Annotated in this window: 14 protein-coding genes and 2 CRISPR repeat arrays; of the genes, 13 read left to right on the top strand and 1 reads right to left on the bottom strand. The window is 67.5% G+C overall.

Going from position 1 to position 14,526, the window contains the following annotated elements:
* Positions 1–620 precede the first annotated feature (620 nt).
* The 11 genes from J1792_RS32380 (at position 621) to J1792_RS32330 (ending at position 10,926) form a co-directional block, all read left to right on the top strand.
* The gene (locus J1792_RS32380; RefSeq protein ID WP_207248823.1) at positions 621–1,298 is read left to right on the top strand and encodes a hypothetical protein; all 678 of its coding nucleotides are present in this window, start codon (positions 621–623) and stop codon (positions 1,296–1,298) included.
* A gap of 147 nt (positions 1,299–1,445) precedes the next feature.
* Positions 1,446–1,871 (top strand): hypothetical protein, encoded by a 426-nt coding sequence (locus J1792_RS32375; protein WP_207248822.1) that lies wholly within the window; start codon positions 1,446–1,448, stop codon positions 1,869–1,871.
* A 186-nt stretch (positions 1,872–2,057) separates the two neighbouring features.
* Entirely contained in the window at positions 2,058–3,464 is a 1,407-nt protein-coding gene (locus J1792_RS32370; RefSeq protein ID WP_307843150.1) for a replicative DNA helicase, read from the top strand.
* Positions 3,465–3,652: 188 nt separating this feature from the next.
* Positions 3,653–4,009, top strand: a complete 357-nt coding sequence (locus J1792_RS32365) for a hypothetical protein (protein ID WP_207248821.1) — start codon at positions 3,653–3,655, stop codon at positions 4,007–4,009.
* A 107-nt stretch (positions 4,010–4,116) separates the two neighbouring features.
* Positions 4,117–5,121: a CRISPR direct-repeat array (repeat unit 29 nt; unit sequence CGGCTCACCTCCGCTCGCGCGGAGCTCAC).
* 202 nt (positions 5,122–5,323) lie between these two features.
* Positions 5,324–5,530, top strand: a complete 207-nt coding sequence (locus J1792_RS36145; RefSeq protein WP_443742784.1) for a hypothetical protein — start codon at positions 5,324–5,326, stop codon at positions 5,528–5,530.
* Between the two features lie 889 nt (positions 5,531–6,419).
* Positions 6,420–6,869, top strand: a complete 450-nt coding sequence (locus J1792_RS32355; protein ID WP_207248819.1) for an NUDIX hydrolase — start codon at positions 6,420–6,422, stop codon at positions 6,867–6,869.
* A 40-nt stretch (positions 6,870–6,909) separates the two neighbouring features.
* Positions 6,910–8,136: a helix-turn-helix domain-containing protein gene (locus J1792_RS32350; protein ID WP_207248818.1), complete on the top strand. Its 1,227-nt coding sequence runs from the start codon at positions 6,910–6,912 to the stop codon at positions 8,134–8,136.
* Positions 8,137–8,285: 149 nt separating this feature from the next.
* The gene (locus J1792_RS32345; RefSeq protein ID WP_207248817.1) at positions 8,286–9,029 is read left to right on the top strand and encodes a hypothetical protein; all 744 of its coding nucleotides are present in this window, start codon (positions 8,286–8,288) and stop codon (positions 9,027–9,029) included.
* 15 nt (positions 9,030–9,044) lie between these two features.
* The gene (locus J1792_RS32340; RefSeq protein WP_207248816.1) at positions 9,045–9,938 is read left to right on the top strand and encodes a phosphotransferase family protein; all 894 of its coding nucleotides are present in this window, start codon (positions 9,045–9,047) and stop codon (positions 9,936–9,938) included.
* Positions 9,939–10,006: 68 nt separating this feature from the next.
* A complete protein-coding gene (locus J1792_RS32335) occupies positions 10,007–10,372 on the top strand; it encodes a class I SAM-dependent methyltransferase (RefSeq protein WP_207248815.1) in 366 nt (121 codons plus the stop codon).
* A 23-nt stretch (positions 10,373–10,395) separates the two neighbouring features.
* A complete protein-coding gene (locus J1792_RS32330) occupies positions 10,396–10,926 on the top strand; it encodes an HAD domain-containing protein (RefSeq protein ID WP_207248814.1) in 531 nt (176 codons plus the stop codon).
* 698 nt (positions 10,927–11,624) lie between these two features.
* A CRISPR array of direct repeats spans positions 11,625–12,447; the repeat unit is 29 nt; unit sequence CGGCTCACCTCCGCCTGCGCGGAGCTCAC.
* A 388-nt stretch (positions 12,448–12,835) separates the two neighbouring features.
* Here the strand turns inward: J1792_RS32330 and J1792_RS32325 are convergent.
* Positions 12,836–13,225 carry a hypothetical protein gene (locus tag J1792_RS32325; RefSeq protein WP_207248813.1) on the bottom strand — a complete coding sequence of 130 codons (390 nt, stop codon included), beginning with the start codon at positions 13,223–13,225 and terminating at the stop codon, positions 12,836–12,838.
* 186 nt (positions 13,226–13,411) lie between these two features.
* Between J1792_RS32325 and J1792_RS32320 the strand changes: the two genes are divergently transcribed.
* Together J1792_RS32320 and J1792_RS32315 are read left to right on the top strand one after the other, a co-directional pair.
* Positions 13,412–13,846 carry a DUF6228 family protein gene (locus J1792_RS32320; RefSeq protein WP_207248812.1) on the top strand — a complete coding sequence of 145 codons (435 nt, stop codon included), beginning with the start codon at positions 13,412–13,414 and terminating at the stop codon, positions 13,844–13,846.
* Between the two features lie 169 nt (positions 13,847–14,015).
* Positions 14,016–14,504: a hypothetical protein gene (locus J1792_RS32315; RefSeq protein ID WP_207248893.1), complete on the top strand. Its 489-nt coding sequence runs from the start codon at positions 14,016–14,018 to the stop codon at positions 14,502–14,504.
* Positions 14,505–14,526 lie beyond the last annotated feature (22 nt).

Here is a 14,526-nt window from a genome sequence, read left to right as displayed (position 1 = left end):
GCAGGGTACAGATGCCGACCGGCATCCGTCGGCAGCCGCCACCGTGCGGCACGTCGGCGCGTCCTCCGTCACGGGACCGCCGGCCGTACCCCTCAAGAGAACGCCACCTCAGCACGCCGCCCCTCATGATTCCGCGCCCTGCCCTGCCACATGCCGGGCGCGGGATCACCGGGCACGGCCACGCCGTGCCCCGGCCGGTCATCCCTGCAGATTCTGCTGTGGGAGCCACCATGACCGTACGGGCCCCGTAACGCCGATGGCCGTTCCTGTCGCCACAACAGGAACGGCCATCAAAGAAGACGACTCCCAGCCTCCACAGCCTGAGTCGTACGTCGGCGGTAAACCGAGGCTCCCGTCCCCACGGGGGCGCGGTCACCGGTACCAGAATAGCCAGACTTCCGGACGCGGTGCAGTACGCGTGTCCTGTGTCACTGATCTGGTGATCGCTCGCCGGCGTATGGCTCCCCGACTTTCGGGGTGACCACAGCCACCATGTACGACGCGACACTACCCAGCACCGGCCCGTACGACACGGGCTTGCACCGCTTCCTCTCTGGCCTCTTCGCCGCGGCCGGGACCAGCGCCGTCACCGCCCCTACGCAGTGTGCGGGGGAGGGGCGATGAGCATGACATCGGACCCGTTCGCCGGGGAAGAGCTGCTGGAGTTCACCGGCGACATCACGGACTACTGGTCCTACACCCAGGTCCGCGACTGGATCCTGCTGCAGCCCGATCTCACCCGGACGGCACTGCACCTGTACCTGCTGCTGCGGTCGATGGTCTCGGAGACCGCCCGCCGTGTGGGCGGCGGCCTGCGCCGTATGTCCCTGGACCAGCTGTGCTGGCTGCTGCCCGGCGTCAACGGCAAGCCCGCCAGCCCGACCATGGTCAAGGACGCTCTGCGCCTGCTCGCCACCCACGACCTGGTGGTGAACCCGGACGGCGGCCGACTGGTCACCTCGGCGGGCAAGGGCGCCATCCAGAACAGCTTCCGCCGCTACCAGGTCAATGACCTGCCCCCCGAGGTCTACACGGGCTGGCGGAACGTCTGGGACAAATTGGACGCCTACGTGCCCGACTGGCGGGACAACCCGCCCCAGCCACCCACCCACACCCGCACCGCCACCGGAGTGCAGAAGTTCGAAGGCCGGATTTCCGACCATCGAACCGACCAGCCCCCAGCAGCGAAACCCCAGCTCACATCGATGGTCGGAAATCCGCCCACCCTCGACGGATTTCCGACCAGCCGGGACGGAAATCCGCCTCACCCGGACGGAAAAACGCCGACAAGCCTCTGACCAGCGAAAACGCCGCCCCCAAAGAAGCCCCCAAAAAGCTCTCCCTCTCCCGCACCCACCACCGAGGCCTCCACCACCCCCACAAGCAGCACCACGAAGAAGAGAGAGACCTCGGCTGCGCCGGAGAGCACGAACACCGACCACTCCGTGGACCCCGAGCTGGTCAAGCTCGTGCTGCAGGCATGGGCCGACGGCGCCAACCGCCCGCGCCCACCCGCCTCCACCCGCCGCCAGCTCACCGAACAGCTCCCCGACCTCGCTGAGGACTACCCCACCCCCGAGGCACTGCGCACCATCGCCCGGTTCGCCGGCGAACGCACCTGGCACGACCTGGGCCGCGCCGCGCTGCACCCCGACTGCAAGCGCCGCCTCGCCCGGTTCGACAGAACCCAGGAAGCCGCCATGCCCGTCCCAGCCCAGCGCGAACCCGGTATCCGGCCCTACTGCGGGGCACTGGAATGCGACGAGGTCTCACGCCTGCGCAGCGCCGAGGACGAGCAAGGCTGCACCGTGGTCAGCCCGTGCCCCCAATGCCACCCGTCCGCTGCACGACCCCTGTCAGCTGTCTCCTGACCCCTGCCCGCCCACCCCACTCGCCGTCGTCGCACACCAGCGGAGACGGCGGGCGCGAGACCGAGGAGTGACCCGAGAACTCACCGGCTAGTGCCCCCCGGACCCTTGGACCCATAACGCCGTTATGGGTCCAGCCCCCTGTAGCCCCGGCTGCCGCTCGAAAACTCAGAAACGGACCCACCCAACGTGAGCATCGCCGAGGTCCCCCGACCCGCCAACGGCCACTCCGCCCTGCCTGCGGACGAGCTGCCCCCGGAGGACGGCGGTTTCCACCGCGAACCACCACACGACCTGGAGGCCGAACAGTCCTCCCTCGGTGCCCTGATGCTCTCCGCCCAGGCCATCGAGACCGTCGCAGCCGTCATCAAGGACCCCACCGACTACTACCGGCCCGCCCACCAGACGATCTACAGCACCATCCTCGACATGTACGCCGCCAGCACTCGCGGCACCTCGATCGACCCGATCACCGTCACGGCCGAACTCACCAAACGCGGCGACCTCGCCAAGGTCGGCGGCGCCCCCTACCTCCACACCCTCGTCCAGACCGTCCCCACCGCCGCAAACGCCGAGTACTACGCCGAGATCGTCCGCGAGAAAGCCGCACTCCGACGCGTCATCGAAGCCGGCACACGCATGGTCACCATGGCCTACGCGGGCCTGGACGACGCCGACCGGATCGTCGAAGGGGCCATGGCCGAAGTCCAGGCCGCCGCCACCGGCACCACCGACGCCATACCCCTGCTCTCCGTCGCCGACCGCTGGGAAGGATTCCTCGACGAACTCCAAGCAGGAACGGACCCCCAGGCCCTCGACACCCCCTGGCGCGACCTCAACGAAATCATCGAGCTCAAGCCCGGCCAGCTCATCACCATCGGCGCCGCGACCGCCGGCGGTAAGAGCCTCTTCGGCATGAACCTCGCCGCCCACGTCGCCCTCAAGCGCAACAAGCCCGCCCTCGTCGCCAGCATGGAAATGGGCGGCAACGAGCTCATGGCCCGCCTCACCGCAGCCGAAGCCGGCGTCAACCTCGACCACCTCGTCCGCCGCAAGCTCACCGAAGCCGACTGGGGCCGCATCGCCAAAGTCGCCGACCAGCTCGCCAACGCCAAGAACTTCGTCCTCGACGACTCCGCCAACCTCACCCTGTCAAAAATCAGGGCCCGCATGCGCTGGATGACCGCCCGCGACAACCCACCCGCCATCGTCGTCGCCGACTACCTCCAGCTCATGACCCCCGAAGGCGGCAAAGCCACCGACAACCGCGCCCAGCAAGTCGCCGAGATCAGCCGCGGCCTCAAGCTCATCGCCATGGAGTTCCAGGTCCCCGTCGTCGCCCTCGCCCAGTTCAACCGCGGCGCAGTCGGCCGACGCCCCCTCGTCTCAGACTTCAAGGAATCCAGCGCCATCGAACAGGACTCCAACATCATCGTCCTGCTACACCGCGAACTCGCCGAAGACGGCACCGACACCGGCCCCAAGGCCGGCGAAGTCGAAGCCATCGTCGCCAAGAACCGCAACGGCGCCAGCGGCCGCATCGTCAGCCTGATCTTCCAGGGCCACATGGCCCGCCTGGCCTCGTTCGCCCGCTGACCACAGCGCGCGGACATACACAGAACCTTGTGGCACGGCCCTGCGGGGAATGTTCTTCTTTGGGGTAGCTGCCGGGGACCGGGCCGATACTGCGAAGGGAGCATCACGGGTCTGCAGCTGTGAGCTTCTGGTGAGCCCCATGCCCTGCGCGGGACATGAGTGTCAGTTGCGCGTGACAGGCTGCGGCCATGAGCTACGACATTGCGGTCTGGGAGGGGGAACACCCGGCGGATGACGCCACTGCGGGCCGGAATTTCCGTGACCTGTACGAGCACTACATCGGCCTCGGCACCAAGCACCCGCCAACCGCACGCATAGCCGGGTACGTTGCCGCTTTGCTGAGCCGGTGGCCTGATCTCACAGAAGATGAAGACGACGCCTCGCCGTGGAGCACCGAGCCGTTGATCAGCGAGGCTCGTGGCCCGCTGATCTACTTCCCGGTGCGGTATAGCATGGCCGACGAAGCATCGGCCTATGCTGCGCACGTCGCTTCATCGATGAGGCTTGTGTGCTACGACCCCCAGGAACAGCGGCTCAGACCCTGAAAGCCTGCAGAGTTAGCGGTAGCACATAAGGGCTGCGGAGAATTGGGGGTCCTACGTCCTTGGCCTACTGCCGCTTGTGTGGAGTTCACGGGTAGGGCGAGCGGTGGCGGCTCACCTCCGCTCGCGCGGAGCTCACGCCTGGGCGCGCCTGGCGATGCTGCCGCAGGACGGCTCACCTCCGCTTGCGCGGAGCTCACTGGACGGGGCGGCCATCCACGCACTGAGGGTGCGGCTCACCTCCGCTCGCGCGGAGCTCACCGGATGTCGTCGGAGAAGCTGAAGCCGCCATGCGGCTCACCTCCGCTCGCGCGGAGCTCACGGTGGGGCTGACTCCGGCGGCCCACCGGGCGACGGCTCACCTCCGCTCGCGCGGAGCTCACGCTACCGCCGGACCGGACCCTGGAGCACCGACCGGCTCACCTCCGCTCGCGCGGAGCTCACCAACCCCTCTCTCACCTCTTCGTCACCGGGCACGGCTCACCTCCGCTCGCGCGGAGCTCACGTCATCAAGGACGCCGCGAAGACCCTCCTGAACGGCTCACCTCCGCTCGCGCGGAGCTCACCCCGCTCGGACGAGGGGAGCGCCTATCGTCATCGGCTCACCTCCGCTCGCGCGGAGCTCACGCGGATCTCGGCGGTGTCGGTCACGAGGGTTCCGGCTCACCTCCGCTCGCGCGGAGCTCACATCCAGACAGCCTACGACGGGACTCTGTTCGCCGGCTCACCTCCGCTCGCGCGGAGCTCACAGGAAGTGGTGTGCCGGCCCCGCACCAAGTGGCGGCTCACCTCCGCTCGCGCGGAGCTCACGCAGGTCGCTGCTGGTAGAGGCGTAGAAGGCGCGGCTCACCTCCGCTCGCGCGGAGCTCACGGCTGAGGCGGGCGCGGCGACGTCCGCCGCCGCGGCTCACCTCCGCTCGCGCGGAGCTCACCTCGCGCCAGAGCCGTTCCTGCCGAGCCGTGTCGGCTCACCTCCGCTCGCGCGGAGCTCACCTCGGGCGTCGCTACGACGGTGCCCTCGGCCGCGGCTCACCTCCGCTCGCGCGGAGCTCACCAGAAGGACGTGCTGGAGCGCGCCGCCGCGCTCGGCTCACCTCCGCTCGCGCGGAGCTCACCCTTCGCGACCTGCGGTGTTGTAGCGGCTTTGCTTTTTCTTGACTAGGGACGCTCGATACAGCCCATTGAACACGACGGTCTTCTCTCCAGGAGGACTGAGCTCCAAGTCCTCGACTGCGGCTTGGTTGGCGCCGAACGCGTCGCCCTCGCCACCATCACTGCCCTCGCCGAGGTGGTCAGCCGCAGCGACATCGTCGATTCGTGAGCCTCCGCATACCGACTGACGCTTTTCATCCGGCCGCCCTCGCCGAACAGCCAGTCGCCCTGTTCAATAGGGATTTGTTCCGCTCAGAGCGCTGCGTCAATAAACAGCAAAGCCGCTACAACACCGCAGGTCGCGAAGGTGAGCTCCGCGCGAGCGGAGGTGAGCCGGCCGCCGCGACCGCCCGCGACATCGCCGAGGAGTGAGCTCCGCGCAGGCGGAGGCGAGCCGAGCGTGATCAGCTGCACTGAATGGGCGACCGTGTGAGCTCCGCGCAGGCGGAGGTGAGCCGGAACCGTCCGCTTACGGTGACTGTGGGTATGGGTGAGCTCCGCTCAGGCGGAGGTGAGCCGGGTGCCAGGCGGCGGCCGGTGATGCCCTCGCAGTGAGCTCTGCGCAGGCGGAGGTGAGCCGATCGGGCCCGCGGGCGCGACGTCGTTCGTGATGGTGAGCGCCGTGCAGGCGGAGGTAAGCCGACTTGGTCCCCACCAAAGAAGCTGGTTAGGGCCGTCCACCGGGCTGGTGGGCAGGCCCTGGATCCCGGCTGGCCAGGCCGTCCGTGGTCGCTATCCTTGGAGGACCGGGTGCTGTTGGTGGCGATGTACTGCCGCACGAAGCTGTCCATGTCGCAGCTGGCCCCGCTGTCCGGGATCTTCACGGCGACGGTCGGCTAGATCATCAAGCGGCACGGCCCGCTGCTGACCCTCGCGCCCGCCAAATGCGGGCCGGGCGGTAATGACGGGCTCGTCGTGGGCGGAACGCTGGTGCCCGCCCGGGACCGGTCGGTCGCCGCCCGTCGAAGAACTACTGGTATTCGACGAACCGCTCGAGTGATCGTCTGACCTGCGTTGCCCCAAGGAAGCCCCAGCTGACGCGCGAAAACTACCCTCGGTAGTTGCCGCCGTTTCCGGGGGCTTCCTGGTTCTTGTGCCCTGGGTGTGTCCTCGGGACACGGAAGAGCAGCCCAGCTTTCAGTGCCAGACCGGTGGCACGGGCTGCCGAGGTGATGCACGTTAAACAGGCGCAGAGCCTGTAGGTGATCACCGTTGACGCGTCTACGCTGACGGAACAGGATTCCGTCGCGAGGAGTAGATCGTGGGGCAGCATCCGGACCGCTACACCGCCGTTGTCGACGTCTGCGTGATGCTGCGCCGCGCCGATGGATGGGTGTTGTTCTCCAAGCGAGCGAACACGGGGTTCTCCGATGGGCTGCTCGGTATCCCCGGCGGGCGGCTGGAAGCTGGTGAGTCCCTCACTGTGGGTGCGGCGCGGGAACTGTCTGAGGAAGTCGGGGTTCAGGTCGACCCTGACTCGTTGAAGTTCGTACATGTTGCGCACCATTACGGCGAAGAGTGGGGTGCGCGACTCGGCTTCTTTTTCGAAGCGGACGCCTGGGAAGGCGAACCGGTGAACCGCGAGCCTGAGCTCTGCGCCGGCCTGCACTGGGTCGACCTGGCAGACCTTCCCGACAAGACGATCCCATATGTGGCGAACGTGTTGACCGAGATCCGGGCGGGCAAGACGCTGTCTCTGCACGGCTGGTGACCAACCGCCCCGGTGACGCGCCGGAGACAGGAGGCACACGGTGGGCCTGCCCTCCCCGATCGGCGAGCAGCTCGCGCGCCTGCGTGCCCGGCGCGGCCTGACCCAAGAAGACCTGGCGTCGCGTGCAGGGGTCGGTGTGGACGTAGTGCGCCGGCTGGAGCAGGGGGTGCGTTCGACCGCACGGCTTGCGACTCTGGCACGATTGGCTAAGGCGCTCGATGTCGGTCTCCCCACGCTCATGGCGCAACCGGACGTGCTCACCACGTCGAGCCCGTCCCCGGCTGGCAAGGGGATGCTCGACCTACGCCGCGTGCTCACTCCCTCGGACGCGCTGACAGGCTTTGCCGCCCATGGGGACGCAGATGTCGGTGCGCTGGCCCGTGGGGCTCTGAGCGCGTCAATTGAAGAGGCGTGGGGGCTGTATCAGGCGGGCAGCTACTCGGCAGTGGTCGCTAGCCTGCCTGACCTGATTGCCGAGTTACGGCATGCGGTACGCGACTCTGCCGACGCTGGCAAAGTGGTGTTGAACGAGTCCATGGCGACCGCCTGCGAGATTGCTGCGGGTGTTGCCATCGCACTTGGCAAGGAGGATCTGGCGTTCATCGCCGTCGAACGCGCGGTCGCCGCCGCCGAGGCATCGGGCAGCGAATTACAGCAAGCGTGTGCGGCGAACTTCGCTACCTGGATTCTGTGTCGACAAGGCCGGTACGATGAGGCTGAGGTATTCGCGGTTCGCGCTGCGCAGCACTTCGAGCCGTCCCTCTCACGCGCAGATGCGCTGCATGTTGCCGTGTTCGGGGCACTGCTCATCAACGCCTCGGCCGCTGCATCTCGTAACGACCGTGCCGCGTCCTGCCGTGACCTGCACGGGGTAGCGCGGGCTGCCGCTGCCCGGTATCAGGTAGACCACGCCGACAGGCAAGCCGTGTTCGGGCCGAGCGTCGTGGCCATGTCCGCAGTGAGTGACGCGGTCGAGTACGGCGATCTCGACGAGGCACTGCGCCTGGTCGACGAGGTGCCGGAAGACGGACGGGTGCCCGCGACATGGCGCGCCCGCTACCTGCTGAACGTCGCATACGTTCAGCAGCAGGCCAGGAGGGACGCCGAAGCAGTTGCCACCCTGATGCAGGTGCGCACATTGGCACCGGAATGGATGACCTACCATCCCCTCGGCCGCGACGTGGTGGCTGAGCTGCTCGACCGGCGCGGACGACGCCGCATGCCCGAACTTGGTCTTCTTGCCGATCACCTTGGTGCGCGGGTCTGACCAGCGTCAGTAGGCCAATACGGCATACCTACACGGCCTGAGTTGCGGAAACTGTGCCGGGCTGTCCCTTACTCGCCCTTGGGCGCGCCTTTACGGTCCGTTGTGCTGCTACGAAGCAGCGCACCGAACACCGGCAAGGAGGCTGCGTCATGACCGTCACCGCCCCGCCCCCCATCAGCGTCAAACTGCCCGAAGCATTCGACCCGCGCTGGGCCCGTCTGCCCGGCATCGAGCTCCACGGCACGGAAATCACGATCGACCCCGCGAAGTACTTCTTCCGCTTCGACTCCGCGTCGTGGCTCGTGTGTGACTGGGAGCACGTCCGCGCTGGCCTCCTCAGCGTCAAGGAGACAGCCGAGGCAGCGCTCGAGCAGAATGCCCTCGACTTCATCCGCGCCAACGGGCGCACCACGACCGACCCGGCAAAGGTTCTCACCACGGCATGGGAGGTCTACGCCTACCTCTTCCGTGACGAACTGCTGCCCGTCGCCGGCCTCGAACAGATCGGCTCCGCTGAGCTTCGGATGCTCCGTGAGGCTGCCACGCTCATGGCCCTCAACAAGGTCGAGCTCGACGGCACGATCAGCAACGTCGGACCGTGCTGGTTCTTCCCCGCCGCGACCTCGGTCGTCTTCGACCTCGACGAGGAAACGGGCGGAATGCTCGACGAGGTGTACCACTCCACATGGTTCAACGAGTCGCGGCGCGTGGAGTCCATCAAGGCGCACGCTGCGCTCGGCGGCCGGCTGGTGCACGGCTGCCAATCCGTGCCCGACCAGTCCGGCGGCGCCTGCCTCCCCTACGGCGCGTCCATCGACCGATTTCGCGAGGACCTGCGAGCCTTCCGCTCCGAGTGGCTGACCGCCGTGTACGCCTGCGGCACGACGAGCTGACACGGGAGAACGACAGTGGACACCACGGACGTCACCGCCCTGCTGCCGCGCCTGCTGGCAGACGCCGGCCTCGAACCCTCACACACTCGAACGCCCATCCGGGTATGGGCCCGATCCGGCGTGGAGCGCCTGACCTTCCCGGACGGTGCGTCCGCGGTGTTCAAGTATGCCGAGGAACCGTTCGACGGCGAGGATTACGCCCTCGGTGTGGCTGCTGCGGCTGGGCTTCCTGTCCCCGCCTTGTACGCCGCGCAGCACCGCGGGCCGCTGCTCGGAATGCTGATCGAAGACCTCGGCGCCTCGGTCCGGGACGCCGACGACCTCGACGGTGCTACGGCAGCAGCAGCGATCCACCGAGTCAGCAATGACCCTGGGCTGCGCATGCTCGACGAGGCAGCGCTCGCGACCCTCCCCACGCGCCTCTGTGAGCGCCTCGAGCGGCATGAAGCAGCCGAAGAGCTGCGCAGGGCCGCTGACGCCCTGTACCGCGCCGCTGAGACCAGGGCGCAGGGTGCGCAGCTCCCGCCGTTCGGCCTGGTGCACTCAGAGTTCCACCCCACGAGCGTCCACATCGGTGCTGGGGAGCTGCGCATTCTCGATCTCGCGCGCGCCTTCATCGGCCCTGGCCTGATCGACCTTGCGTCTTGGCACGGCACGTTGGACGCGCCGGACCCTGACCGCACCAGCGCTCTACTCGAACGGTACGTCGAAGCCGGCGGCGCCCGGGAAGCACTGGACGTCCGTGGTGGGCTGGATGCCGCCTCATGGGCGCTCGGATGGCATCGCATCTGGGCTGCCGAGTGGTTCACCGAGCAACTCGACCGCGGCTGGGCCAAGGGAGCCGAGGACAAGTGGATGACCGCCATCAGGCGTCACGTGGGCGAAGCCGTCGCCCTGCTCAAACCGTAGAACCACCCCGACGCCTCGAGCTCACCCGAGCCCCCGGCATCGGCCCGGACGCAGCCTTACTCGGCGACTTGTGCGGCTCCCTGGTCGTCGAGCTGGGCTGCGGCAGCGGGCACAACCTCGCTCACCTCGTGGTCCACGCCGGAGCAGTCGGCATCGGCGTGGACCACGACCCCCACAAGATCGACCGGGCACGCGCCCTGTACGGCCACCTCGACCGGCTGAGTTTCGTCCGCGCGGATGCCGCCGAGTATCTGCGGAATCTCCCACCCCACTCGGTCACCGCCTGTCTCTCCATCTTCGGAGCGTTCAGCTTCTCGGACCCTCGGCCGCTGCTCATCGCCTCCGCCGCCACCCTGCGACCCGGTGGACTGCTCTTGATGACCATCCGTGCCGACGACCGTCACGACCGAGTGACCTTGCTCAAGCGTCGTTGATCACCGGAAGGGATCACCCGCCCATGCTGCTGTACCTCGATATCGACGGGGTCCTCATCCCGGGCCCTGACCGCCAGGGACACATCCCTGCCTCGCACCGCCTCGACAACGTCACGCCCGAGGGGTACACGGAGCCGGTCAAAATCTGGCTCAACCCCGATCACGGGCCGCAGATTCTCGAACTGCTCGACGCCACCGGCCTGGAGCCGGTGTGGTGTAGCAGTTGGCGTGCCGATGCGTCCGGCTTGATCGGTCCCCGCCTCGGGTTGCCGGTCTGGCCCCATGTGCCGCTGCCGCGCTTACCCCTGACGACAAGCCACCCCGATGGGTACCTGTGGAAAAGGGATCACGTCGCTGTTCATGCGGCCGGCGCCCCGTTCGCCTGGATAGACGACGATTTCACCGCCCTCGACCATGGCTGGGCAGCAGCACGCACCGCCGCCGGCCACCCGACGCTCCTCATGCAACCCGAGCACCGCGTCGGCATCCTGCCCGAGCATCTGTACGCCGTCCGGTCATGGGTTGCGGCGGGCGACCTGCGACGCAGCGCATGAGGACGGCGACCGGGCCTCGCCACCGAGCGTCGACCCACCGACAGGACAGGCTCGGTACATTCCTCAGCGCCCTGTGGGCTGCGGGCAATGCCGCAGGGCTTGTCCTCCTTGCAGCGCTCGGCCAGCAAGACCTGAGTAGCCATGGGGTAGGGCATGCCTGGCCTGTTCCGGTCACGACACCGGATGAGCAGCCTCCCGCCCTCTGATGCTGGCTTTCCCGCGCGCGTAGAGCGTTGCGACCGGTCGCAACGCTCACTCGTCGCATCGCCTGGTCCGGAAGCCTGGACGTGCTGGATAGGAACGAGCGCGAAACAGGTGATGAGGGCGCAGCCGTCCGGTCTTCCAGCGTGCCGTGCCGAGCAGGCCCCACCGCAGGTGACGGCGCCCGGTGCCACGGCGTAGGACATTCAGCGCGCACGTCGAGCTACCAGCCGAGCGCCCCGGCTTGCAGGCGCCAAAAGGTGCGGGCCGGTGCGCGGAACCCGTAGTGAAACTCTCCCGAAGGTGTATGCACGGTGAGTGACTACGGGGCGCAGCCGGGCCGCGCCTCTACGAGCTCGCGGCCCTCGACGACGCTGCCCGGGGCGATAGTGGCAGGCAGTCCGACGCCGGGCAGCAGCATTTCGAGAAGGGTCTTCGTCAACTGCGCATTTCGTGCCCTGCCAGCTGGCTTCCAGGTAGTCGATGTAGGGATCCGGGGACTCACCTCTGCCTGCGCGGAGCTCACGTCACCGTGCCGATCTCGGCCGAGCAGAAGGGCCGGCTCACCTCTGCCTGCGCGGAGCTCACAGGTTCGCACCGAACGGTGAGCTGTTCGTTCACGGCTCACCTCCGCCTGCGCGGAGCTCACGTTGCCCAGCCCCTCAGTAGCAGGGCGGCCTCCGGCTCACCTCCGCCTGCGCGGAGCTCACCTGTCCTCGACACCGTCAACGACCTCGTCACCCGGCTCACCTCCGCCTGCGCGGAGCTCACACGTCAGGAAGCGTCACCTGGGTCGAGCTGCGCGGCTCACCTCCGTCTGCGCGGAGCTCACAGGTGTCAGGGCCATCTGGGCACGGCCTGCGGCGGCTCACCTCCGCCTGCGCGGAGCTCACCGAAACGTGCGATGGAGCGCTGCAAGAGAGTCCGGCTCACCTCCGCCTGCGCGGAGCTCACGCGGCACGCCCTACGGCCCCCCCGTACTCCCGCGGCTCACCTCCGCCTGCGCGGAGCTCACTACTCGTGGTCACCTCGGGCGTGTTTCTGTGCCGGCTCACCTCCGCCTGCGCGGAGCTCACCTGCCCGAGAACACCAGCCGCGTCCGTGCCGACGGCTCACCTCCGCCTGCGCGGAGCTCACCGGGATCTGGGCCGGGGCCGGATCGGCCGGCGCGGCTCACCTCCGCCTGCGCGGAGCTCACCCACTCCCCCGCCGTCGGCAAATGACCGAAGCCGGCTCACCTCCGCCTGCGCGGAGCTCACGACGGCAGCCAGGAGCTGGTGCCACTCGGCGTCGGCTCACCTCCGCCTGCGCGGAGCTCACCCTTCGTGACCTGCAGGGTTGTGATGGCTTTGCCATTCCTTGATGCAGAGCTACGCCTGGCTCACACTCATTGAACACGATGGCCCCATGTTCTTGCTGAGGTGAGGCAAGTCGCCACTATGCAGGCCTGTTGACCTTGCCTCGCTTCCCAGTTGCTCGAGGAGGCACCCACGTCATGAACTTCACTCAAGGCCCCTCAACTCTGCCAGCGGGCACATCACGCCTCCTTCTGCGAAACGCAACGTCCTTCTACCCCAAGGCCTGCAGGGCCCGACACCTCGCACGAGTTGCTCGCTAAGAAACGACGGATACTCGTCGGCCGTCCACGGGTGGACATCGATGGGGTCTGGCGCTGATCTTGTGACGAGGACTGTAGCCGCGGTGAGGGTCACCGGATTACGTCGATCTTTGGCATGAGGTGATCCCATGCGCCTATCAGCTCGAGCATGGCCTGGCGGGCCAGCGCGCGGACTTCGCTCCAGCCGGAGTCCGTCTCCAGGGCTTCCAGGGTCCAGCGGTCTGCATTCTTCCGGCCGCTCATCTCGGTAAAGAGGGCATCGATCGCTCTCAGGCGAGCCATGACAGTCACTTCGACACGTCCTTCCTCAGCCAATGGTGCGGCGGTCCGCAACGCGTGATCGAAGTCGAGTGCCAACTCGTCGGCGGCAACACCGTGCTCCTCGACCCAGGCCCTCTGCCTTGAGGACTCGGCTGAGAGCGCGGTCAGCGACTCGAACAACAGCCGCCAACGAAACGAATCATCATCAGTGCTTGCCACCGCACGATCGTCGCATGAGCCGTCCGGGCGGGTGGCTGCGTAGGTGAAAAAGAAGAGCGCTTGTTGGTGAGAGCTGGCAGCACCAGGCGGCCGTGGGCGTGTCGAATGTTGATGAGAAGCAGCAGCGGCTCCGGCGCCCGGGAATGCTGGTGACGTCGGCTCGGAGGCGTCCGTATGCTTCGCTGGGTGAGTCTGATCGAAGTAGATCCAGGGCAGGTCGAGCTCGTCGTTCGGGGGTCGGGGGCGCAGGCGCCGTCGGTCCGGTTGTCTGAATGGTCGCGGGCGGATGAGTACGAGTTCGCTTTCGCGGTGGAGGCCATCGACGACGGTGTGCGCGCACGGCTTGAGACCGTGACCGTGACGGTCTGGGACAACATGAGCGAGTTCTTCGATGGCCTCGCGCGCGACTTCCGTGGTTGGGAGGGCGAGCGGGTCTGGGGCAATAACCACCTGGTTGTGACCGCGACGTTCGGCTCGGGTGGCCATGTGCATCTGAGCTGGACCCTGCGATCTGGCTTCTTCCCCGGCGACTGGAACTGCACCGTGACGACCGTGATCGAGGCCGGTGAAGGAATGGCCACTGTAGCGGCTGACCTGCGGGAATTCCTGCGCGAAGAGTAGGCCATCGCCCTTCCGCCTCGCCAGCACCCGGGCACGAGCCGAGGAACCAGCCAAGGCCGGCTGACTCTCACCCCGCTCTTGAAGGGCGGGCTTCCCCGTCCGGAGGTCCGCCCCGGCGAGACAATGCCAGCAACTCATCCAGCATCGGGGGCCCCGGATCCCGAACCGGATGACCAACTTCGGATGGCCATCCGGGCCGGACGCGATTTACGAAGTCAGCGAAGTCCGCACGCAGATACTGGGGATCGGTCGGCTTCAACCGGATCTGCTTGCGGCTGTCAGCCCACCAGACCTCGAAGTCGCTCACAGTGCCTTCGGTCGGCCAGGACTCGCTCCACTCGGGCAACAGCAGGACGTCGACGAAGCCCCCGACGCTCAGGCCAATGTCCACGAAGATCCCAATCACACCTGGACTGGGCACCTTCACAACAGTGCCTTCAAACACCTGCCCGAAGTGCAGGCCTTCCCGGATCCGAGCCCACTCCGCGTCTGCCACCACGAACGCATCATCGCACCAAGGCCAGACCCCGACTGCATCGGAGTCTCCAGGCCGGCGCTCGGCCGAGGCGACACCCTGATGCCGTCATTTCTCGTGAACATCCACGAGCCAGACACCCGCCAACTGCTGCCGGAACTCGCAGACAAACGCTGCTGCTGAACGTGAACGAAGCCATCGCGGC

The sequence above is a fragment of the Streptomyces triculaminicus genome, from assembly GCF_017349075.1.
Classification (GTDB): domain Bacteria; phylum Actinomycetota; class Actinomycetes; order Streptomycetales; family Streptomycetaceae; genus Streptomyces; species Streptomyces triculaminicus.
The sequence above is the reverse complement of the archived record's forward strand: the minus strand, read 5'-3'. Positions and strand labels throughout refer to the sequence as shown.